The sequence below is a fragment of the Staphylococcus haemolyticus genome, assembly GCF_006094395.1.
Classification (GTDB): Bacteria; Bacillota; Bacilli; order Staphylococcales; family Staphylococcaceae; genus Staphylococcus; species Staphylococcus haemolyticus.
This window is the reverse complement of record NZ_CP035291.1, coordinates 1,355,218-1,377,166: the sequence shown is the minus strand read 5'-3', so window position 1 is coordinate 1,377,166 and position 21,949 is coordinate 1,355,218. Positions and strand designations below refer to the sequence as shown.

23 protein-coding genes and 1 riboswitch are annotated in these 21,949 nt (G+C 31.3%); of the genes, 6 read left to right on the top strand and 17 right to left on the bottom strand.

Annotated features, from left to right (window positions below):
* Positions 1-16: 16 nt before the first annotated feature.
* The 3 genes from ebpS to EQ029_RS06690 form a co-directional block, all read right to left on the bottom strand.
* Complete coding sequence (gene ebpS / locus EQ029_RS06700; protein ID WP_230197441.1) at positions 17-1,651, bottom strand: elastin-binding protein EbpS; 1,635 nt, start codon at positions 1,649-1,651, stop codon at positions 17-19.
* 143 nt (positions 1,652-1,794) lie between these two features.
* Positions 1,795-3,174, bottom strand: a complete 1,380-nt coding sequence (locus EQ029_RS06695) for a RecQ family ATP-dependent DNA helicase (protein WP_016931095.1) — start codon at positions 3,172-3,174, stop codon at positions 1,795-1,797.
* Positions 3,167-4,120: a YpbB family protein gene (locus tag EQ029_RS06690; RefSeq protein WP_037558731.1), complete on the bottom strand. Its 954-nt coding sequence runs from the start codon at positions 4,118-4,120 to the stop codon at positions 3,167-3,169. The genes EQ029_RS06695 and EQ029_RS06690 overlap by 8 nt, the downstream gene beginning before the upstream one ends.
* A 109-nt stretch (positions 4,121-4,229) precedes the next feature.
* Between EQ029_RS06690 and EQ029_RS06685 the strand changes: the two genes are divergently transcribed.
* A complete protein-coding gene (locus tag EQ029_RS06685) occupies positions 4,230-4,478 on the top strand; it encodes a ferredoxin (protein WP_002449743.1) in 249 nt (82 codons plus the stop codon).
* 71 nt (positions 4,479-4,549) lie between these two features.
* Here the strand turns inward: EQ029_RS06685 and EQ029_RS06680 are convergent, their stop codons facing one another.
* The 6 genes from EQ029_RS06680 to EQ029_RS06655 form a co-directional block, all read right to left on the bottom strand.
* The gene (locus EQ029_RS06680; RefSeq protein WP_016931096.1) at positions 4,550-5,092 is read right to left on the bottom strand and encodes an ECF transporter S component; all 543 of its coding nucleotides are present in this window, start codon (positions 5,090-5,092) and stop codon (positions 4,550-4,552) included.
* A gap of 64 nt (positions 5,093-5,156) precedes the next feature.
* Positions 5,157-5,283, bottom strand: a riboswitch (FMN riboswitch).
* Between the two features lie 148 nt (positions 5,284-5,431).
* Positions 5,432-7,189, bottom strand: a complete 1,758-nt coding sequence (locus tag EQ029_RS06675) for an ATP-binding protein (protein WP_037558727.1) — start codon at positions 7,187-7,189, stop codon at positions 5,432-5,434.
* Entirely contained in the window at positions 7,170-7,895 is a 726-nt protein-coding gene (locus EQ029_RS06670) for a response regulator (RefSeq protein WP_011275720.1), read from the bottom strand. Before EQ029_RS06670 ends, EQ029_RS06675 begins: the two co-directional genes overlap by 20 nt.
* Before the next feature lie 151 nt (positions 7,896-8,046).
* Entirely contained in the window at positions 8,047-8,784 is a 738-nt protein-coding gene (locus EQ029_RS06665; protein ID WP_011275719.1) for a pseudouridine synthase, read from the bottom strand.
* Positions 8,781-9,320 (bottom strand): SMC-Scp complex subunit ScpB, encoded by a 540-nt coding sequence (scpB, locus tag EQ029_RS06660; protein ID WP_011275718.1) that lies wholly within the window; start codon positions 9,318-9,320, stop codon positions 8,781-8,783. Before scpB ends, EQ029_RS06665 begins: the two co-directional genes overlap by 4 nt.
* The gene (locus EQ029_RS06655; RefSeq protein WP_011275717.1) at positions 9,313-10,044 is read right to left on the bottom strand and encodes a segregation and condensation protein A; all 732 of its coding nucleotides are present in this window, start codon (positions 10,042-10,044) and stop codon (positions 9,313-9,315) included. Before EQ029_RS06655 ends, scpB begins: the two co-directional genes overlap by 8 nt.
* Positions 10,045-10,137: 93 nt before the next feature.
* Between EQ029_RS06655 and EQ029_RS06650 the strand changes: the two genes are divergently transcribed.
* Positions 10,138-10,659 (top strand): DUF309 domain-containing protein, encoded by a 522-nt coding sequence (locus tag EQ029_RS06650; protein WP_037558725.1) that lies wholly within the window; start codon positions 10,138-10,140, stop codon positions 10,657-10,659.
* Positions 10,660-10,761: 102 nt separating this feature from the next.
* On the opposite strand, the gene xerD is transcribed toward EQ029_RS06650, so the two are convergent.
* From xerD to EQ029_RS06635, 3 genes are all read right to left on the bottom strand, one after another.
* Positions 10,762-11,649, bottom strand: a complete 888-nt coding sequence (gene xerD / locus EQ029_RS06645; RefSeq protein ID WP_037558723.1) for a site-specific tyrosine recombinase XerD — start codon at positions 11,647-11,649, stop codon at positions 10,762-10,764.
* Between the two features lie 99 nt (positions 11,650-11,748).
* Entirely contained in the window at positions 11,749-12,195 is a 447-nt protein-coding gene (gene fur, locus EQ029_RS06640) for a ferric iron uptake transcriptional regulator (RefSeq protein WP_011275714.1), read from the bottom strand.
* Between the two features lie 104 nt (positions 12,196-12,299).
* The gene (locus EQ029_RS06635) at positions 12,300-12,842 is read right to left on the bottom strand and encodes an NUDIX domain-containing protein (RefSeq protein WP_011275713.1); all 543 of its coding nucleotides are present in this window, start codon (positions 12,840-12,842) and stop codon (positions 12,300-12,302) included.
* 81 nt (positions 12,843-12,923) lie between these two features.
* Here EQ029_RS06635 and EQ029_RS06630 point away from each other — a divergent pair, with 81 nt between their 5' ends.
* Positions 12,924-13,832 carry an aldo/keto reductase gene (locus tag EQ029_RS06630; protein ID WP_016931103.1) on the top strand — a complete coding sequence of 303 codons (909 nt, stop codon included), beginning with the start codon at positions 12,924-12,926 and terminating at the stop codon, positions 13,830-13,832.
* A gap of 98 nt (positions 13,833-13,930) precedes the next feature.
* Here EQ029_RS06630 and EQ029_RS06625 read toward each other — a convergent pair whose 3' ends face one another.
* Complete coding sequence (locus EQ029_RS06625; RefSeq protein WP_011275711.1) at positions 13,931-14,173, bottom strand: hypothetical protein; 243 nt, start codon at positions 14,171-14,173, stop codon at positions 13,931-13,933.
* Between the two features lie 14 nt (positions 14,174-14,187).
* Positions 14,188-14,943: an SDR family NAD(P)-dependent oxidoreductase gene (locus EQ029_RS06620; RefSeq protein WP_011275710.1), complete on the bottom strand. Its 756-nt coding sequence runs from the start codon at positions 14,941-14,943 to the stop codon at positions 14,188-14,190.
* A gap of 203 nt (positions 14,944-15,146) precedes the next feature.
* Between EQ029_RS06620 and proC the strand changes: the two genes are divergently transcribed.
* On the top strand, positions 15,147-15,962 hold the full coding sequence (gene proC, locus EQ029_RS06615; protein WP_011275709.1) for a pyrroline-5-carboxylate reductase: 816 nt from the start codon (positions 15,147-15,149) through the stop codon (positions 15,960-15,962).
* Between the two features lie 113 nt (positions 15,963-16,075).
* Here proC and rnz read toward each other — a convergent pair whose 3' ends face one another.
* The gene (gene rnz, locus EQ029_RS06610; protein WP_011275708.1) at positions 16,076-16,996 is read right to left on the bottom strand and encodes a ribonuclease Z; all 921 of its coding nucleotides are present in this window, start codon (positions 16,994-16,996) and stop codon (positions 16,076-16,078) included.
* A 235-nt stretch (positions 16,997-17,231) separates the two neighbouring features.
* Between rnz and zwf the strand changes: the two genes are divergently transcribed.
* Together zwf and EQ029_RS06600 are read left to right on the top strand one after the other, a co-directional pair.
* On the top strand, positions 17,232-18,716 hold the full coding sequence (zwf, locus tag EQ029_RS06605; protein ID WP_011275707.1) for a glucose-6-phosphate dehydrogenase: 1,485 nt from the start codon (positions 17,232-17,234) through the stop codon (positions 18,714-18,716).
* A 281-nt stretch (positions 18,717-18,997) separates the two neighbouring features.
* Positions 18,998-19,861 (top strand): AraC family transcriptional regulator, encoded by an 864-nt coding sequence (locus EQ029_RS06600; RefSeq protein WP_011275706.1) that lies wholly within the window; start codon positions 18,998-19,000, stop codon positions 19,859-19,861.
* Between the two features lie 161 nt (positions 19,862-20,022).
* Here EQ029_RS06600 and EQ029_RS06595 read toward each other — a convergent pair whose 3' ends face one another.
* On the bottom strand, positions 20,023-20,118 hold the full coding sequence (locus EQ029_RS06595) for a type I toxin-antitoxin system Fst family toxin (RefSeq protein ID WP_011275705.1): 96 nt from the start codon (positions 20,116-20,118) through the stop codon (positions 20,023-20,025).
* Between the two features lie 173 nt (positions 20,119-20,291).
* Positions 20,292-21,938, bottom strand: coding sequence for a glycoside hydrolase family 13 protein (locus EQ029_RS06590; protein ID WP_011275704.1), 1,647 nt, complete (start codon positions 21,936-21,938; stop codon positions 20,292-20,294).
* Positions 21,939-21,949: the final 11 nt, after the last annotated feature.

Below are 21,949 nucleotides of genomic sequence, written 5' to 3'. Positions count from 1 at the left end.
TTGAATGATAACTAAGTTATTGTGGGATTTTTAATTTTTGACCATTAGAAATGTTATTACTTGATAAGCCATTAGCTTGTTTAAGTTTATTTACATTTTCAACAGTACCTTCTCCGTAGTATTGAATAGCGATACGGTATAAGTTTTCATTACCTGATACTACGTGAGTTTGTTGTCCTGAATTAGAGCTATTTGATTGATTATTATTGCTGTTACTTTGACTGCTATTGTTTGAAGTAGCTTGAGAGTTACCATTGTTATTGTCACTATTTGAGTTATTACCATTATTATCTGATGATGAACTGTTATCAGATGAATTTGAAGAAGTACTATTATCTGAAGAGCTACTATTATCATCATTTGAATTACTAGATGAATCATTGTCTGTTGTAGCTTTGTCATTTGAGTCGTCATCATTAGTTGCTTTATCTTTATCTTTGTCACTGCTAGCTTTGTCTTTGTCGCTATCATTACTAGCTTTGTCTTTACTATCTTTGTTGTTATCTTTGTTAGCAGTTTGTTCTGTTTTGTTATCAGCTTGGTTACTATCTTTTTTATCGTTGTTTAAATACATTCCAATAAAGATAGCAAGTGCTGCTAGAATAAGTAATAAAGCTATAAGTGGAAGTAAAATACCAGCTAGACCACGTTTCTTTTTACCATTGTGAGCTTGGAATCCATCATTACCATCTTCATGTTTATGATTTCTATGATCGTCTTGATGATCTCTGTTATGGCTATGATTATCTTTATGATTATTATTTTTATGGTCTTTTTTATGTTTTGCAGCTGCTACCCCAGCTACTCCAGCTGCACCAGCCGCACCAGCTGCACCTGCACCAACTGCTGCTTTTTTACCTTTATTACCTTTTTTTGGTTCTTCTTTAGAATGGTTATCTTTAGCGTCACGATGGTCGTCATGAAGGTCTTTATCATGTTTTCTGTTTTGATCAAATTGATTATCGTTATTTAAATCACGATCATCTTTATGTTCGTTGTATTTTGAGTCATGATGTTCATCTTTTTTACGTTTGTCTTTTGCAGCTTTAGCACCAGCAGCTCCAGCGACTCCGGCACCTCCAGCTATTGCAGCGTCTTTGCCATGTCGAGACTTTTTGTTTTGTTGATCTTTGTGATTTCGATTATCTTGACGCTCATCGATACCTTCTTCATGATTACGACGATGACGATCATCATCATTCAAACTACCATTATCATAGTCTTTATCATGTTTTCTATTTGATGCTTCATGACGATTATTTCTACGTGAAGCATCATTATTAAAGTCTTTTTCAGAAGAACGTTTATCATCCTTATGTATTGGCTCGTTATCTAAATGATTTTCTTGTTGATTGTGTTGTAACTCATTGAAAGAGTCTTCATCGTGTCGATCATCAAGTGAACCATTAGCATTTGAATCAGAATTTTGATTATCAAATTTTCTGTTTTTATTAGTAGCTTGGTTACGTCTTCTTTGACGTCTTTGTGCGTTTCTAGGTGGGAATTGTTGGTCTGATTGATTATCAAAATCATTGGACTCATTTGAATTTTCATCAAACTCGTTTGTATTATCTTCGAATTGATCATCAGAATTAATAGACTGACGATTTTTTTCGAAATCATCTCTAAAATTATTTTTAGACACGTTCATCATCCTCTCTTAAATAATTATTTAAATATCACATACCATATACCCCACAAAGCGTGAAATATGTATAGTATTTAAATATTTCTTGAAAAACTTTAAGTATTATAATTATATCCTCTTAAAATAAATTTAGTAAAGAAAAGCAACTATACTTTAAATAAATATTTTAATTTTTCAGTATAACTTAATTTTCTTTTAACTTTTTTTCTATTGGTAACTTTTATAGTCATCAAATTAGAATCTATATCACAACATTGTTGAGGTTGAGTTGGATTATCACCAAAAAATTCTAATAAATAACGACGTCTACATTGATCTAGGGATGTATAACCGATCATTCTTTGATAACCTAATTTTTTTCGAATTAATGAATTATCAAAAATTGTTTTGAGTACGTTGGATGAATATCTTTGGCTCAATATGGTTAGTATTTCTTGCTTTTGAGGAGGTAAAAAAGCACCTATATCAAAAGCATCGATGTCTTCAGTAGTTATCGCATCACTAAACAATAATGTCTCTAATATATAGCTATCGTCTGGTTGATATAGACTAATTGCTTGGCTTTGCAAATTATCTCTCCCGGCTCTACCAATTTCTTGTAAGTAATTTGAAGGACTTGTTGATAAATGAAAATGGATGACTGTTCTAATGTCTTTTTTATTAACGCCCATGCCAAAAGCACTAGTAGCCACGATGACGGGTATAAAGTTCTCCATAAATTGATTTTGTACAGTATGTCGTTCTTGATAAGATAAATCACCATGATAAATACCGGTTAAATAACCATGGTGGTATATCATATTGGCTAATTCTAAACAGACCTTTTTAGATGAAACATAAATAATAGTTGGCCCAGATTGATCTAAAAAGTTTAACAGCCACTTAATTTTCTCAGCATCATTTTCAAAATTGAGATGAGAAAAAGATATATTCTCTCTATTCATTGAAGTCTTAATTACATTTAATTTCCTAGATAAGATAAGATTTAAGTCATTTTCTAAATGAGGTGGTGCTGTAGCTGTTAAAGCCAGTATCGATGCATTTTTATAATGAGATGTTATCTCCCCTATTAATGCATAATGAGGTCGGAAATCATAACCCCATTCAGATAAACAATGCGCCTCATCAAGTACAATTAATCCGAAGTCAATATTCCTAATTAATTTAAAGTTTTGTGTTTGTAAAATAAATTCTGGACTTAAAAAAACAAAGCGACTTTTGTGTAACGAATTTATATTTTGTTGTTTTTCATTTTCATCCATGCCTGAATGAATAGAAGTAACAAATTTCTCACCTTGAGCTTTCAATTGCATCACTTGGTCATCCATAAGAGAAATTAAGGGAGATATTATTAATGTTGGCTTTCCTTTCATATAGGTTGGCATTTGGTAACATAAGCTTTTACCACTCCCCGTAGGAAGAATACCTAGAGTATCTTTCTTATTAACTACACTTTCGATTATTTCTTTTTGACCAGGATTAAATGATGAGAATCCGAACCATTCTTTCAATTTTTCTTCAAGCAATCAATTCACCTCTTTCAATACCGACTATTAACAATTTAATTTGAAAATAAGTTAATCGATCAAATTCTTCTTTATATAATTTTAATCTTTGTCCTCTGTTTTGATCATAAAATGCTATAAATTCACTTGTTTGTGGGCCATTAACAAAGGTTTGGTATTCTGAAAAATATCCTTTTATAAATAATTCAAGAACGTGATCTTCGATTGTGTTAATTTTAACATTTTGGGTCACTGCAACCTCATCCATAGAAAGCCCTTTGAGTAATTGATGATACGTAATTGTCGTTTTATTTAACAAAGTCGGTAATATGATGGTTTGAGTTAATATAGGAAATTGTTTATCATTTTCTAATGCGAACATCATCTGCACTAAATTATTGAGTTCAAGTACAAATAACTTAGTTACAGGTATACCTTCTATTAATGAAACCTGCTGTCGCGTATACATAGGTTCTTCATAACCTTGTAGGTAATAATGGATTAAACAGTTGTTACTACATTTTTCATCAATAAAATGAAAGATTTGCTCGATTTCTTTTTCAAAATCATCAACTAAATTTTGTTCCAGTATTTTTGAATAGATTTGTTTCACTCTACTTTGAACAGTTATTTGTTGTGTAATTGGTATAAAGTTCAAGTGGTTGTTTTTAAAATGGGTTATAGTTTGTATTAGTAATTGAATACAACTAAAAGTTTGAATCATACTATCGTATGTATATCTTGGATGTATTGAAATGTCAGTATTTTGATTATCATAGGTATCTAAAAATCGCTCAAAAGACGGATATTTTAATTTAGGTAAACTATGATATAATGATAAAAGTTGTTGGGAACATGCATCAAAAAATGTTTGATGTGATTTTTTTCCATTCAAAATGTTATAAATACTTTTATTGGTTTTATAATCGAATGAATGATTTGATGCATATGTAATAATTGAATGCATTAATGAATCCTCACTTTATATAACTAATAGAATAGTAAATAAATTAATCGAAGTGTTATTAAACATTTGTTATACTAGTGTAGCATTTTTATCAAAGGAGGCGAAGAATTTGGCAAAGTATACAATCGTTGATATGGATACATGTATTGCTTGTGGAGCATGTGGTGCTGCCGCACCTGACATTTACGATTATGACGACGAAGGTATTGCTTTCGTAATCCTTGATGATAATCAAGGTACTGCAGAAGTACCAGAAGAATTATATGAAGATATGGAAGATGCACTTGAAGGTTGTCCAACTGATTCAATTAAGATTGAAGAAGAACCATTTGATGGTGATGCTCTTAAATTTGAATAGTCACTTATTATGAGTGAATCAATAATGAAACCTCCTAATGTTGAATAATAAGTTCAACATTAGGAGGTTTTTTATGATAATACGCGTTTTAATCTTCTGTATAAAAGCGCAAATATAATTGAAATCACGATACCTTTTATAATATTGAAAGGTATAACACCTGATAAAATGATAATTTTTAGATTATTAAAGACATCACCTAAATTAAAAATCATTCCATATAATGGAAGTAAAACAAAGTAATTCAGTATACTAAGTACGATAGTCATCACTATAGTACCTATTGCTAGCCCCACAACCAATGAACGTGGTGTATCTCCCTGACGCTTAGTTACATAATAAGCGGATAACAAGAAACTAACACCTGCTAAAAAATTGGCAACTGGACCAACCGGATCTCCCATATTGAATAAAAAATTAAGTATATTTTTGATAAGTGCTACTAAAATACCAGCAACGGGACCTAAAAGAAATGTTGCTAATAAAGTTGGAACATCACTAAAGTCTAATGTTAAGTATGGTGGTAAAAAAGGTAGCGGAAATTTAATGAATGTTAAAATAAACGCTATGGCACTTAACATGCTAATAGTGATAAGACGTTTGTTTTGTTGCATATTTAATTTTCTCCTTCCATTCATCTTACATAGAATAGGAGATAATTTTGCACAACAAAAAAACCTCCATCTTCTTCCATCCAGACTATACTGTCGGCTTCAGATTTCCACTGAATCAGCCACTTCAAAGAAGCGGGTCGCAGGCTTAATTTACTGCCGGTTGGGAATTGCACCCTACCCCGAAGATGAATTATATAATTGATTAATTTAATTTTTATATTACCTTATATGAAAGCATTGCGCAATAATGGTGCTTAGACTTATTTAAAAAAGAGCAATACACCATTCTTAAGTTGATGATGTTTGCTCTTAGTTAAAATAAACATATTAATAGGCATATTAATTTTTAGGCTTTGGTAACTTAATTATGAATGTTGTACCTTTGTTTACTTTACTTTCAACTTTAATAGTACCACCATGTTCTTCGATTATCATTTTACAGATAAATAGTCCTAAACCAGTTCCCTGTTTACCTCTAGTTCTTGAAGCCTCTACTTTATAAAATCTGTCGAATACGAGTTCAAGATGCTCTGGAGATATGCCACTACCAGTATCTTTAATGTACAACGTTTGATAGGAATCATCCGTAGTTGTTGTAATTGATATTGAATCACCTGGTTGAGTATAACGTGTGGCATTGTCAATTAAATTTGTTAGAACTTGGTCTATGCGATCGGCATCGTATTCCCACAATTCATCATCGATGTTTGGTTCTAATGACATATTCAATTCTAAATCCTCAGCCTGTTGTCTATATTTCATTTGCATTTTAGATAGTAAAGGTTTAATAGGTTGTTTTTCTTTATTAACAGTTAAACCCTCTGCATCCATGCGAGCCACATTTAATAATTCATTTACTAATCGATTTAAACGTTTCGTTTCATCTAATACAATTGATAAAGAATCTCGAATTTCTTCTGGTTCAGTGACAATACCATCTACAATTGATTCAGTGTAACCTTGTAATAACGAAATAGGTGTACGTAATTCATGTGAAACATTGGCAATGAAATCTTTCTTCATCTGATCTAAATTATGTTCATTAGTCATATCTCTTATAATGACTACAATTCCACTACGGCCATCTTGTTGAATTCTCTCTACATAACTCATGATAATGACGTAATATTTATTGTTAATCTCATATTCTTGGAATTCGGTGTCTTTTGAAACAAATGTAGCTTCAATTTGCTTTTCAATTTCTTTATATACAGTTTTGTCTATTGATTTAATAATATCGTCAGCCATTTTATTTGAAAGAATAACTTCCCTCTTATCATTTAGACCCAATACACCTTCAATCATAGAATTAATCAAACTATCTCTTATATTTTTTTGAGTTGAAAGTGCCTCTATATTCTCTTGTATTTCAGAACTCATATTATTAAACGTATGTGATAATTCGCCTATCTCATCTTTAGTTGAGACACTTGTCTGTTTTGAATAATCACCTTTAGAAATATTAATAGCTTGAGTTCTAAGTTGTCGTAAAGGTTTAGTAATTCTATTTGATAAAAAGAATGCAAATACTGTTGAAACAGCGATAAATATAATGGCGGTGATTAAAATGATAATGGTAATTGCATTATTAGTATCTTCAATAGACTTTAAATCTTGATAAATGAATACTGCACTATATTTTGAATTTGCATTTTCTTGAGCTTTCATAGGATAGCCTAACAAAATATAAGAATGGGAATTACCATTATTACTTATTGTTATATTTTGAGTGGTAGACTTTCCTTGAGAAAAGACGCGTTGGAATTGCGAATTCTTGTGTATCTCTTCAAGCATTTTGTCTTTAGTATTGCTATTTGAACTTTTAATACTTGAAGACTTATTAGCCATTATAATAACGCCACCTGATCCATCTATTAATTGTTGGCTGTGTTCTATGGCTAAAGTTTTATTATCAGCTTGTTCAACTAAGTGGCTGATTCTAGACGCATCTTCTCTTATAGCATTTTCAGTTTGTTGTGTGTAGTAGTATTGTATAAAAGTAATTAATGCCGCACTTAATAAAATTAAAACTGTCGTTACTATAAAAAGTATAGTTAACCACAGTTTTATTACCACACTATTTAGTCGGTTCGTCATTAGACTTTACCTCGAATTTGTAACCAACACCCCAAACAGTTTGAATCATATGTGCAGCATCTTCTGATACACGATTTAGTTTCTCACGCAGGCGTTTAACATGAGTGTCTACTGTTCTTAAATCACCATAAAATTCATAATGCCATACTTCTTTTAAAAGTTGTTCACGATCAAACACTTTATTAGGTGTCTTAGCTAAATAAATAAGTAATTCGTACTCTTTAGGAGTTAAATTAACTTGTTGGTTATCTGCTAATACACGATGCGCATCATTATCAATAATTAAATGATTAAATTCAATAACATCTCTTGCATGAGGTTCACTTTGTTCAGGTTTAGAAGATTGCGTTCTACGTAATAATGCTTTTACTCTTAAAACAACCTCTCTTGGTGAGAATGGTTTGACGATATAATCATCTGCACCAGACTCAAATCCTTCTACCCTATTCGTTTCTTCGCCTTTAGCTGTAAGCATAATAATAGGTGTGTCTTTATGTTCACGTAACTTGGATGCTACTTCAATACCATCCATTTCTGGTAACATCAAGTCTAAAAGTATGCACGCATAGTCATTTTCTATAGCAAGATTATAAGCTTCTTTGCCATTACTTGCTTCATGAATCGTAAACGATTCTCTCTTTAGGTATAGTTTTAATAATCTTCTGATTCTATCCTCATCGTCTACAATTAATATTTCATTTGTCATTTTGTTTATACCTCCTACACATGCTCAATACACTCATTATTATAGCATACAGCATGATTGAAAGCTTTACTTTAAAGTTAACTTTGTGAAAAAAATAGCAAGAGAAATTAATATCATTTAATTTCTCTTGCTATTGTAAAATATACTTCATTTATTTTCCATTTTCTGCCATATGTCTTAGTACTTTAACTTCATGAGGTGTCAGTACTCTGCCCTCACCTGCATTTAATCCTTTAAGGTTCAAGTTGCCGAACTCAATTCTTGTTAATTTATCAACTTGATGTCCAAAATGCTCGAACATACGACGAACTTGTCGATTTCGTCCTTCACTAATAGTGATTTCTACAAGTGTAATATTTTTATCTTTATCTTGCTTTTTTACTTTGACTTGAGCTGGTTGCGTAAAACCATCTTCAAGTTCAATCCCATTTTCTAAAGCTTTAACTTCTTCTCTCATGAGGTAACCTTTTAATTTAGCCACATATTTTTTTTGAATATGATATCTTGGGTGAGTCATTAAGTTTGTAAATTCACCATCATTAGTAAGTAACAATAATCCTGATGTATCATAGTCTAATCTACCAACAGGATAAATTCTTGTCTCTAAATCTTTAAAGTAGTCAGTAACTACAGTTCGTCCTCTATCGTCAGACACACTTGTAATAACTTGAGTTGGTTTATAGAACAAAATATACATTTTGTCTTCTTGTTCAATTTTAATTCCTTCAACCTCAACTGTATCAGAACTTTTTACTTTAGTACCTAATTCAGTAACGGTTTGCCCATTAACTTTAACTTTGCCTTCGGTAATTAAAGTTTCAGCTTTTCTTCGTGATGTGTATCCACTATTAGCAATTCGTTTTTGAAGCCTTTCTAATTCTTTACTCATTTTGTATCTCCTTTTTGATTCACTAAATTACTAAAGAAATCATCCATTTCTTCTTCATCTTCTTCAGTTGTTGGTAAATCCTCAATTTTTTCTATTCCAAATACATTTAAAAACAAATCCGTTGTTTGTAAAGCATGACTACGAGAATTTTCTACATCTTTAGCTTCAATTAATCCACGTGCAATTAATGTTCTAACTGCACCATCAGAATTAATTCCTCTAATTAATTCTATGTCACTACGACTCAATGGCTGATTATATGCAATAATTGATAATGTTTCCATTGCGGCTTGAGATAATTTCATATTAGATTTTTGTTCAATTAATTGTTCAATATAAGGTGAAGCTTCTTTTTTTGAAGTTAAAATATATGTTGAACCAAATTTTTGAATTATTAAACCACTAGAGGTGTATGATGAAATTAATTCAGATAGTTTAGCTTGATTAATCTCGAGAATTTCTAATAACTGTTTTTCGTCAAGCCCTTCATCCCCAGCTGTGTATAGTAATGATTCTATGATTCCGTGTTTATCCAATATTAAAATTCACTCCTCTAATGATACGTATATCATCAAAACTTCTAACCTGTTCAATGTTGATTACTCCTGATTTAGACATTTCCAATATAGCTAAAAAGTGAGTAACCACCTGTTCTATTGGCTCGCTAAAAGTAAATAAACTGAAGAAGTTAAAAGATGTATGATGCCTTAATTGTGTCGTTACCTTTTCAGTAGCTTGTTGAATAGTGAAGCTTTCTTTAATTATTTCAACTGTCTTAGGCTTATTAAGAGCTAATCTGCTTTTAACACGTTGATAAGCAACAATTAAATCCGTTAAATCTAAGGTTTGGCATTCATCCCATGTGACGTTTTTCTCAAGATGGGATAAGTCAGTTGGGTGTTTAGTAAAATAGTGCTCTCGCTCTTCTTTTTTCTCAGTTAACAATTGTGTGTATTCTTTATAATTTTGATATTCAATTAATCGACCTACCAAATCTTCACGTGGATCTTCTTCAAGATTATCGTCTACATCATGTTGAGGGAGTAATAATTTACTTTTTATCATTAATAGCTCTGAAGCCATAACTAAATATTCACTAGCTACATTAATTTCTAGTTGCTTCATAGCGTGGACATATTGCATATATTGTTCTGTTAATGATTTCATTGGTATATCATAAATATCAATTTCATATTTTTGAATTAAGTGGAGTAGCAAATCTAACGGGCCATTAAAGGCATCTAATTTTACTTCATACATATTAATCGTCCTCATTTTGAATCTCTATCGTGCATAATTTACTAAAATATTATAGCATGAATAATACAAACATTAAATTAAGGATGAGATGGATTGGACAGAGCCTTAATCGATTTTTATTATTATTTTCACAAACAGCAACATTATTTCTTATGTCATGATATTTTGGAAGAAGCATGGAAATCAAATATAAATTTTTCTAAAAAGGATGGCATAGTGAGTTTAATTTTATTTTCAACTGCTATGTATCATTATAGAAGAGGTAATACAAAAGGTGCACTTGTAACTTTGAAAAAGTCATTGAGCACGTTTGAAAAAGCAAAGGATAAAGCGTTGTTGCAACTTAATGAGCAAGATTATAAAATATTAATTTTAAGTCAAATTAAATCCATTGAAGATTCAAAATCATTTAAACCTGTATACATACCGGTAAATAATGTTTTTGAAAAACAGATTATTAATACTTATCCAGATTACAAATTTACAACACTTTCAACTCAAGATGAATATATAGTTAATCATCATAAAAATCGAGATAGAAGTGATGTAATCAGTGCAAGACATCAAGCGATGATTAAAAAACAAAATATTAGGAGTGGAAAAGATTTAAAATAAAATGTAGTGTAGCTCTACTTACATTAATTATAAAATATCTTTTGGAAACTTTTATGAAAGTACTCTTAATCCACTCCCAATTTAAGAGTATTTATTTGTGTACTAGGCTCTTGGATGAAATTGGTTATACATCTGTCTGATTTGAGTTTTAGAAACATGTGTATATAACTGAGTGGTAGAAATATCAGAATGACCTAACATCTCCTGAACTGCTCGTAAATCTGCGCCATTTTCTAGTAAATGTGTAGCAAACGAGTGTCTTAATGTGTGTGGGGTCAAAGATTTATTAATATTCGCTCTTAAACCATATTGTTTAATTAGCTTCCATATACCTTGACGTGTCAAAGGTCGACCATGCAAGTTCAAAAACAGTACATTCGTTACCGTTTTTTTAAGTAATTGAGATCTAACATTATTGATATAAGTATCTAAATATTCAATGACAGTGTCACCTAATGGAATGATTCTCTCTTTGTTCCCTTTACCGAAAACTTTAACAAATCCCATAATTAAGTTGACATCATCTATCTCGATTTGTATTAATTCAGTAACACGCATGCCTGTTGCGTATAATAACTCTAAAATTGTACGATCGCGATACCCATTATTTTTAGTTAAATCCGGTGTTTCTAGTAACTGAATTACTTCTTCAACATCTAAAACATCTGGAAGTTTTTTCTCGTACTTAGGTGTTTCAATTAAAACGGTAGGATCTTTAGCAGCATATTTTTCGCGTAAAGCAAATTGATGAAAACTACGTATTGTTGAAATAAATCTTGCAATGGATTTTGCGGAAGCACCTTGATCTATTAGAGAACCAAGGCATTCTTGTATTGTTTGTCTATCTATAAAATCAATATGAGCAATTTTTTGTTCTTGCATATATAATTGATATTTTTTCAAATCTCTGCGATAAGCGCCAATCGTATTTTCACTTAACCCTTTTTCAATTTGTATAAATTTTAAATATTCCTCGATAATTGTTTCCATGACAACACCTCTATTTGAATAAACTCAAATCATTTTCATGTAATAGTATTAAGAAAGACTAAGACAATGATTTAAAATTGTCCTAGCCTATTAGTTAATCTATTTTCCTTTAGCTTGGCATTCAGCGCAAACGCCGTGAAAAGTTAATCTGTGATCAAGAATTTTAAAGTTATATTCTGTTTCTACTCTTTCTTCAACTTGAGGTAATAAGTCTTCATGAATTTCATCAACTTTACCACATTCCATACACACTAAATGGTGATGGAAGTGTTTAGCACCCTCTTTTCTTAAATCAAAGCGTGCAACACCATCACCAAAATTAATTTTGTCAACTACTTTTATTTCAGCTAAAAGTTCTAATGTTCTATAAACAGTGGCTAGTCCTATTTCAGGTGCTTTGTCTTTCACTTTTAAATAAACATCTTCCGCGCTTAGGTGATCCTTTTCATTTTCAATTAGAACTCGTACTGTGGCTTCTCTTTGTGGTGTTAATTTATATGAAGATTGTTGTAATTGTTGTTTAACTCGATTTAATCGTTCTTCCATGGGAGCGACACTCCTCTATCAATAATTATAATCATTTTAAATTGAAAATATTTCAATTACTAAACTACCAATATTTTCAATTAAATGCAAGAGATTTACAGCACTTAATTAGAATGATTATAATTTAGTAATATATATTGTAAACCAATTATGGTTTTAGCATCTTCTATTTCATGATTATCAAGCAATGCTTTTATATCTGAAATCGGTACTTTATGCAATTCAACAAATTCATCTTCATCTAGGTTAAGTTGCCCTTCGCTTAGATTATTGCTGAAGTATATAGTGAGTTTTTCATTAGTGAATCCAGGACAACCATACATGTCTGTTATAAATTTTAAATTATTTGCCACATAACCTGTTTCTTCTTCTAATTCTCGTTTGGCAGCCTCTTCACGAACTTCATATTGTTCTAATTTTCCAGCGGGTATTTCTAACAAAGCTTTTTCAACTGGTTTACGAAATTGCTTAACAAGTAATACTTCGTCATTAGACGTTATTGCACAGACTGCCACTGCACCGTTATGGTAGACTAATTCCCTTCTGGATGTATTGCCATCAGGCAACTCCACATCATGAATTTCTAAATCTATAATTTTGCCATTATAAATTACTGTTCTATCAAACGTCTTTTCATTAAATTCCATTAAATTCACGTCCCTTTTAATTCATTATATAAATTGGTAAGATGAATGCGTTACCTAAAGTGTATCGAAAGGAGATTGGACATGCAAAAGAATATTTTAAAGAGTGGCATCGAAATTTCAGAATTAGGGTTAGGTTGTATGAGTTTAGGTACAGAGTATGCTAATGCTGAACCTATCATTGAAAAAGCAATCGAAAGTGGTATCACTTATTTTGATACTGCTGATATTTATGATAAAGGGACTAATGAAGAAATTGTGGGCAAAGCTTTAAAAAAATATCAAAATCGTGATGATATTGTAATTGGAACAAAAGTTGGAAATCGCCCTACTGAAGATGGAGGTACAACATGGGACCCTTCTAAGAAATATATTAAAGAAAGTGTAAAGGGATCATTAAAACGATTAGGACTAAATCATATAGATCTATATCAATTGCATGGTGGTACAATAGATGATCCATTGGATGAAACGATTAGTGCATTTAATGAATTAAAGCAAGAAGGTATCATTAAGGCATATGGTATTTCTTCAATACGCCCAAATGTTATTGATTATTATTTAAAACATAGTGAAATCGAGACAATTATGTCACAATTTAATTTAATTGATAATCGTCCAGAACAATTATTGAATGACATCCATGCGAAAGGCGTTAAAGTGTTAGCACGCGGACCTGTATTTAAAGGGTTGTTAACTTCCAATAGTATTGATGCTTTAGATCATAAATTTAGTGAGGGCATATTTGAGTATACACATCATGATTTAGGAGAAACTATTGCCTCTGTTAAAGAAATAGAAAGTAATCTTAGTGCTTTATCTTTTGAATATTTAAAATCTCATGATGCACTTGGCGCAATTATCGTTGGCGCTAGTTCGCCACAACAATTAGAAGAAAACGTTAATAATTACAATAAAAAAGTAAGTCTTGATCAAGTGAAGGCAGCTCGAGAAAGAGTTAAGAACTTAGAATATACTCAACATTTAAAATAGATAACATGCTTAATTAATTTTTAAATAATCACTTAGGTGTTTGGGACATTAAATTAAAAACTTGTCCTAAACACCTTTTTGTTTCAATTTGAATTAATTTAATACTGCTTTAAATATCTATGTTTATCATGTTCACTTTCTTCTTTAATGACTACATTCATGATTTCCCCTCTTAATATTAGTTCATGAAATTTAAAATCTATAAATGATTGTTCGGCAGAATCTAATGAATCATAATAGTCTTGCCCTAATAAATCTGTAATAGTAAAAATTGATTGTGGTGATAGTGCATTCACATTCTCAATACATTGTTTAACATCTCGGTTCACACAACATAACATACCATCACTCCTATTTACTGTTTGTTTTTAAATAAAAATGGAAAAAGCGATTCAATAAATCTAGGAAATATTTGATAAAATTTTAAAGTGGAGTGCATCCATTTAGGTTGATTGATTTCACATTTACGTTTAATAATACCGTCAATAATATCTTTAGCTAATAAAGTTGGATCTAACATCATTGCGTCATACTTGTGTGCATATGCAAGACTTGGGTCTGCTTTTTCGTGAAAAGGCGTTCGAACAGGTCCGGGATTAACTGACATGACATGGTAAGATGGATGTTCTAAACGAAGTGCATTTAGAACTGCATTAAAAGCCGCTTTAGATGCACCATAATGAGCCGCATTTGCTTGTGTGATGAATGCTGCTTGACTCGAAATTCCTACAATACTCGCATGTTTGGATAAATATGGCAGTAAAGCATGCAGTAATAAATTAAAACCGATGATATTAACTTCGTAAGTTTCTAACATTTCATTAGTGGAATGTTGACTTATCGATTTAAAATACCCAAGCCCAGCACTATAAATGATACCGTCAATTTGAGTATCGATATATTGTGGTAACATGCTAATAGCATTTTTATCTTGCAAATCACAAGTTAGCATTTGTACTCTCTTTTCAAATGGTTTGAAGTTGATTTGTTTATACTTTTCTTTGTTCCTAGCAAGAATTGTAACATGAGCCCCTTTTTTGATAAGTCGCTTAGTGATTTCAAGCCCTAATCCACTAGTGCCTCCAGTAACGATATAATGTTTACCTAACATAGTAATACCCTCTTTAATTATGATTAAGATTATAATAACTTAAATCATTTCATTCATAAAGTTATCTATTGATATAAAAAGAAGTGCCCAGGGACCACCTGAGCTAAAGCTCATGCGTATAGTAGCACTAACTTTTATAAAAAGAAGTGCTACTTATATGTTACTATGGTTTTATAAATTAAAAAGTGAGGATGATGTTGTCAATGAAATTAGTATTTTATGGTGCAGGAAATATGGCACAAGCAATCTTCAAAGGTATAATTAATTCAAAAAAATTAAAGTCACATGATATTTACTTAACGAATAAATCGAATGAAGAAGCTTTAAAAAATTTCGCTGAGGAATTAGGTGTTGAATACAGCTACGATGATGAAAAATTATTACAAGACGCAGATTATGTCTTTTTAGGTTCTAAACCTTATGATTTCGAAAAAGTAGCACAAAGAATTCAACCATACATCAATGAAAACAATCGCTTTATTTCTATTATGGCTGGTTTACCTATCAATTATATTCAGGAACAATTACAAGTTGAAAATCCTATCGCTCGAATTATGCCTAATACAAATGCACAAGTTGGTCATTCTGTAACAGGTATTAGCTTTTCAGGAAATTTTGGACCTAAATCAAAAGAAGAGGTTAACGATTTAGTAAATGCTTTTGGTTCAGTAATTGAGGTGGATGAAGACCACTTACATCAAGTAACTGCGATTACAGGAAGCGGTCCTGCATTTTTATATCATGTCTTTGAACAATATGTTAAAGCAGGTACAGATTTAGGTCTTGAGAAAGATCAAGTTGAAGAATCAATTAAAAATTTAATTATTGGTACAAGTAAGATGATTGAAAGATCAGATTTAAGTATGGAACAGTTGCGTAAAAATATTACTTCTAAAGGTGGAACAACTCAAGCGGGTTTAAATGCATTAGCTCAACATGATATTGAAGCAATCTTTAAGGATTGTTTGAATGCGGCAGTTCATCGTAGCGTTGAATTATCTAAAAATGAAGATAATTAAATTTTAATGTAAAAGAGACTAGGATAATGATTTCTATGTGAATTCTAAATCCTAGTCTCTTACTTTGTAATTTTAATTATACTTATTTTAAAAAGTTAAAGTATTAGTAGTATTTAAATTATAAACGTATCAAAATCTTTAACAAATTCAAAATTTGGAACATCCTCATGTGTTTTTAATTGTTGTTTAATAAGTTGAATATTCTCGTGATTATAGCGATTACTTAAATGTGTGATTAAGCATCTTTTAACATTAGCTTGCTTTATTAATTCAAAAACATCTTCAATATGACTATGGTGATAATTATTTGCTAATGTTTTTTCGCCTTCAATGTATGTAGCTTCATGAATCATTACATCAGAATCTTTAGCAATGCTCAATTCTGACTGACATGGTTTTGTATCACCAAAGATGGATATAATTGGTCCGGGTTTAGCTGGTCCTTTAAAATCATCCGAATTATATACTTGTCCTTCATGTTCAAAATTATCATAAGATTTTACTTCTTGATATTTTGGTCCAGGATATAAACCAATTGATTTAAGTGCCTCAACATCAATTGTTCCTGGTGTTGTCGGAGATTCAATGCGATAACCATAAGAAGGGATACCATGATTTAACAAATGTGCACTAATTGAGAATCCTTTATGATGATATGTGAAATGATTATCAATTTCTATATAAGTAATCGGATAGTTTAGATGAGATTCAGATAATCTTAGAGTAGTCTCAATAAATTGTTGTAAACCTCTAGGACCAATAACTGTCAGTGGTTTGTCTTCTCCACCTTGAAAAGAACGGCTTGTTAGTAGTCCAGGCAATCCAAAAATATGATCTCCATGCATATGCGTTATAAAAATATGGTCAACTTTTCCTAGCTTAATTGAATGATGTAATATTTGATGTTGTGTGCCTTCTCCGACATCAAATAGCCATATACTATTCGAAAAAGGCTCAAGGTTTAAAGCTATAGCTTGAGTATTTCTCTCTTTAGTAGGTAACCCAGCACTTGTTCCGAAGAATGTAACTTCCATGCATATGCCTCCTTTTCCTTCATTATATTTTATCATATGTGGTTATTTTTGCTATAAAAAGACATAAATTAAATGCATGAGATACATTTTGAGTTATAATGATATTAAATTGTGCATCATTCCATTATATAAATGCCCTAGCAAAATAAGAAAAATTAGGCAAATAAGTTTGAAGCGGTGCAAATATAATTTATAATAATACAATCATAGTATTAATAGAATTGAGGTTTTGAACTTGAGTAAACATTCTAAACATATTCCTTGTTTAATTACTATTTTCGGTGCTACCGGAGATTTAAGTCATAGAAAATTATTTCCATCACTATTCCACTTATTTCAACAAGATAATTTAGATGAACATATTGCAATAATTGGAATTGGACGTAGAGATTACACGAACGAAGTCTTTCGTGAACAAGTTAAAAGTTCTATCCAAAAGCATGTCAAAGATACGGATCAAATTGATGCATTTATGGAACATGTCTATTATTTTAAACATGATGTAAGTGATGAACAAAGTTATGATTCATTATTGAGTTTTTCAAATGAATTAGATTCACAATATCAGTTAAAAGGAAATCGCTTGTTTTATTTAGCAATGGCACCTCAATTCTTTGGTATTATTTCGGATTACTTAAAATCATCTGGTTTAACCGATACTACTGGTTTTAAACGATTAGTTATTGAAAAACCATTTGGCAGTGATTTAAAATCGGCTGAGCAATTAAACAATCAATTAAGACGCTCATTTAAAGAAGAAGAAATATACAGAATTGATCATTATTTAGGTAAAGATATGGTTCAAAATATAGAAGTCTTGCGCTTTTCAAATGCGATGTTTGAACCATTATGGAATAATAAATACATTTCAAACATTCAAGTAACGTCTTCAGAAGTATTAGGTGTTGAGGACCGTGGAGGTTATTATGAATCTAGTGGCGCATTAAAAGATATGGTACAAAATCATATGTTACAAATGGTTGCCCTTTTAGCTATGGAAGCGCCAATCAGCTTAAATAGTGAAGATATACGTGCTGAGAAAGTTAAAGTATTGAAATCACTTAGACAGCTTGATCCTCAAGAAGTAAAACAAAATTTTGTACGTGGACAGTATGATGAAGGATTTGTTGAAGGTGAAAAAGTCATTGCTTATCGAGATGAAGATCGAGTAGCCGAAGATTCAAATACTCCAACTTTTGTATCAGGCCGACTAACAATTGATAACTTCCGTTGGGCTGGCGTACCTTTTTATATTAGAACGGGAAAACGTATGAAATCTAAATCGATTCAAGTTGTAGTTGAGTTCAAAGAAGTACCAATGAACTTATACTATCAGACCGATAAATTGTTGGATTCAAACTTATTAGTTATTAATATTCAACCCAATGAGGGTATATCACTTCATTTAAACGCGAAAAAGAACATCCAAGGTATTGATACAGAACCCGTTCAATTATCATATGCAATGAGTGCTCAAGATAAGATGAACACTGTTGATGCCTATGAAAATTTACTATTCGATTGTTTAAAAGGTGATGCTACAAACTTTACACATTGGGAAGAATTAAAATCTACATGGAAGTTTGTTGATGTTATACAAGATGAATGGACAATGAATGAACCTAACTTCCCTAACTATGAGTCAGGTACAAATGGACCATTAGAAAGTGATTTACTATTAAGTAGAGATGGTAATCATTGGTGGGATGATATTCAGTAAACAGAGAATTGATAAGCCTATAGTGAAGCCTTTTGGACTAAAGTAATATTTTGAGTTAGTATTATTTTAATAGTCGCTACCTAAATTGAGCATGTGCTCATAGCCATCCTCTATCAACTATATTCATTCTTATGGTGGTGGGACAATGAATTGATTTTAAATTCTGTCCTACCACCCTTTTTTATTAAAAAATTTTCAATATGGCACATGTTAAGATGTATATTTTCTAAAAATAAGGTAAAATAAAAGTTAATGATTGTAAATTTATTGGAGTGAGAGTTTTGGACGTTATCAAGCAGATACAACAGGCAATTGTATTTATCGAAGATCGTTTATTAGAGCCGTTTAATTTGCAAGATTTGAGTGATTACGTTGGTCTTTCTCCTTACCATCTTGATCAATCATTTAAAATGATTGTTGGACAATCACCTGAACAGTACGCACACGCAAGAAAAATGACTGCAGCTGCTAAAGAAATGGTTCAAAGTTCTTCGAGGTTAGTAGATGTCGCAAAAAAGTATAACTATCATAGTTCAAATGATTTTGCGAATGATTTTAGTGATTTTCATGGGATTTCACCAATTCAAGCATCTACGAAAAAAGATGAATTAAAATTACAAGAACGTTTATATATAAAGTTGACAACTACTGAACGAGCACCTTATCCATATAGACTAGATACCACGGAAGATATAGCATTAGTAGGTTATGTACGTTATATTGAATCAAATAATTTATCTAATCCTTATAAAGTTCCTGATTTTTTAGAAGATTTAATTCTTGATGGTAAAATTAAAGATTTAAAAAGGTATAATAATATAAGTCCATATGAGTTATTTGTAATCACTTGTCCATTAGATAATGGATTGGAATTATTTATTGGTGTTCCAAGTGATAGATATCCATCTCATTTAGAAAGTAGAATATTACCTGGAAGACATTATGCGAAATTTAATCTCCAAGGTGAAATAGACTATGCGGTTAATGAAGCTTGGTATTATATCGAATCAAGTTTACAACTTACTTTACCTTATGAAAGAGATAGCTTATATGTTGAAATATATCCCTTTGATATCTCATTTGAGGACCCATTCACTAAAATTCAATTATGGTTGCCAATTGAACAAGAAAATTATGATTTGTAAAAAATCAAAGAAATACATTCTCTAATCAAAACACCATATCTTTTTGCAAATCTATAACGATAAATGTTATAATTTAACTAACAAGAATATCTGCATTTTATGCACCAATCCCCTCACTATGCCAGTAGTGAGGGGATTTTTTGGTGTGGCTTGTCGCCTATTTACTTATTGTTACGGTTTCGAAGCCAATACGAAAATAACGTAACAATACAACCACTTGTTACTGTGGCTATGATGTGCACAAGAATATCTGCCATTTTAGCACCCCCTCCCTGCGTATAGATAAACGCCTGAGAGATAGGCGACTTATTTATTATATCATCTCTAATATATGAGTCATGTAATTATTTATGGCTGTAAAATGATTTTTTATTCTTCCAATGAAAAAGAGGTTAGGACAAAAATAGTATGTCCTAACTTTGCTTATAAATTATATTTCTGCTACAAATGCTTCGAATGGCTTAAGTGATGTTGCATCTAATTGACTATTGTAGTTATGTAATTTGATTGCATCCTCTTCGATATCAAAAGGTAATGTTAATGAACTTTGTTTATCAGTTAAATTACCTGCAACCACTACAGTTTTGCCTTCTAATTGTCTAGTATAAGCAAACACATTTTCATTTTCTGCATCAATTAAATCAAACTGTCCATACATATATATATCATGCGATTTTTTTAATTGAATCAATTTTTTGTAAAAATTAAGTACAGAATGCTCGTCTTCTAATTGATGAGCTACATTAATATCTTTATAATTTGGATTAACTGGGAACCAAGGTTTTCCCTCTGTGAAGCCACCATTTGTAGAATTATTCCATTGCATAGGTGTACGAGAATTATCACGATTTTCCATTCTATACTTATCTAATAATTGATCAACGTCTCCACCTTGTTCTTTTACAATTTGATATTCATTTCTAACCGCAACATCATTAAACGTTTCAATACTTTCAAAAGGATAATTGGTCATACCAATTTCTTGTCCTTGATAGATAAACGGTGTACCTTGCTGTAAGAAATACACAACGGCGTGGCTTGTAGCAGATTCAAACCAGTAATCTTTATCGTTACCCCAAGTTGATACACGACGAGGTTGATCATGGTTTTCTATGAAAAGTGCATTCCAACCAATTCCTTCTAGTCTCTTTTGCCAGCGGTTTAACACCTCTTTATATGATTTAACGTCAAATTGAGAATCACCTGTACTCCATAAACCTAAATGTTCAAATTGGAAGATCATATTGAATTTACCTTTATCTTCTCCAACCCACTCTTCTGCATTATCTGGATTTACACCATTCGCTTCTCCAACAGTCATAATATCATATTGGCTTAGTGACTCATCTTTCATTTCTTGTAGCCAATTCTGAATACCAGGTTGATTCATATCTACATCAAAGGCTGGAGCATATTTTTTTCCTTCTGGTGCAGGTAGGTCACCAGCTTCAAATGTTTTCTTAATATGGGTTATAGCATCGACACGGAATCCATCAATACCCTTTTCAAACCACCAATTCATCATGTTAAATACTGATTCACGTACTTCAGGATTATCCCAATTTAAATCTGGTTGTTTTTTACTAAATAAATGGAAGTAATATTGATTAGTGGTTTCATCAAATTGCCATGTTGAACCATTAAAAATGCTCTCCCAATTATTTGGTTCAGAACCATCATCCTTAGGGTCTGCCCATATGTACCAGTCTCTTTTTGGGTTATCTTTACTAGATTTTGATTCAATAAACCAGGGATGCTCATCAGATGTATGGTTAACGACTAAATCTAATATTAGTTTCATACCACGGTCATGTACACCTTTTAATAGACAATCAAAATCTTCCATTGTACCAAATTCATCCATAATATCTTGATAATCACTGATATCATATCCATTATCATCATTAGGTGATTTATACATTGGACTTAGCCAAATAACATCAATACCTAAGTCTTTAAAATAGTCTAATTTTTCGATTACACCTGGTAAATCACCAATACCATCATTATTACTATCATTAAAACTTCTTGGATAAACTTGATACGCTACTACTTCTTTCCACCAATTTTTATTCATAATTATGCTCC

Excerpts from the sequence above, each read along its gene's own strand:
- ebpS (WP_230197441.1), bottom strand. The coding sequence starts at position 1,651 with ATGAACGTGTCTAAAAATAATTTTAGAGATGATTTCGAAAAAAATCGT.
- EQ029_RS06690 (WP_037558731.1), bottom strand. The coding sequence starts at position 4,120 with ATGCATTCAATTATTACATATGCATCAAATCATTCATTCGATTATAAA.
- EQ029_RS06680 (WP_016931096.1), bottom strand. The coding sequence starts at position 5,092 with ATGCAACAAAACAAACGTCTTATCACTATTAGCATGTTAAGTGCCATA.
- EQ029_RS06675 (WP_037558727.1), bottom strand. The coding sequence starts at position 7,189 with ATGACGAACCGACTAAATAGTGTGGTAATAAAACTGTGGTTAACTATA.
- EQ029_RS06670 (WP_011275720.1), bottom strand. The coding sequence starts at position 7,895 with ATGACAAATGAAATATTAATTGTAGACGATGAGGATAGAATCAGAAGA.
- EQ029_RS06665 (WP_011275719.1), bottom strand. The coding sequence starts at position 8,784 with ATGAGTAAAGAATTAGAAAGGCTTCAAAAACGAATTGCTAATAGTGGA.
- EQ029_RS06655 (WP_011275717.1), bottom strand. The coding sequence starts at position 10,044 with ATGTATGAAGTAAAATTAGATGCCTTTAATGGCCCGTTAGATTTGCTA.
- xerD (WP_037558723.1), bottom strand. The coding sequence starts at position 11,649 with ATGGAAACAATTATCGAGGAATATTTAAAATTTATACAAATTGAAAAA.
- fur (WP_011275714.1), bottom strand. The coding sequence starts at position 12,195 with ATGGAAGAACGATTAAATCGAGTTAAACAACAATTACAACAATCTTCA.
- EQ029_RS06635 (WP_011275713.1), bottom strand. The coding sequence starts at position 12,842 with ATGGAATTTAATGAAAAGACGTTTGATAGAACAGTAATTTATAATGGC.
- EQ029_RS06630 (WP_016931103.1), top strand. The coding sequence starts at position 12,924 with ATGCAAAAGAATATTTTAAAGAGTGGCATCGAAATTTCAGAATTAGGG.
- EQ029_RS06625 (WP_011275711.1), bottom strand. The coding sequence starts at position 14,173 with ATGTTATGTTGTGTGAACCGAGATGTTAAACAATGTATTGAGAATGTG.
- EQ029_RS06620 (WP_011275710.1), bottom strand. The coding sequence starts at position 14,943 with ATGTTAGGTAAACATTATATCGTTACTGGAGGCACTAGTGGATTAGGG.
- proC (WP_011275709.1), top strand. The coding sequence starts at position 15,147 with ATGAAATTAGTATTTTATGGTGCAGGAAATATGGCACAAGCAATCTTC.
- rnz (WP_011275708.1), bottom strand. The coding sequence starts at position 16,996 with ATGGAAGTTACATTCTTCGGAACAAGTGCTGGGTTACCTACTAAAGAG.
- EQ029_RS06595 (WP_011275705.1), bottom strand. The coding sequence starts at position 20,118 with ATGGCAGATATTCTTGTGCACATCATAGCCACAGTAACAAGTGGTTGT.
- EQ029_RS06590 (WP_011275704.1), bottom strand. The coding sequence starts at position 21,938 with ATGAATAAAAATTGGTGGAAAGAAGTAGTAGCGTATCAAGTTTATCCA.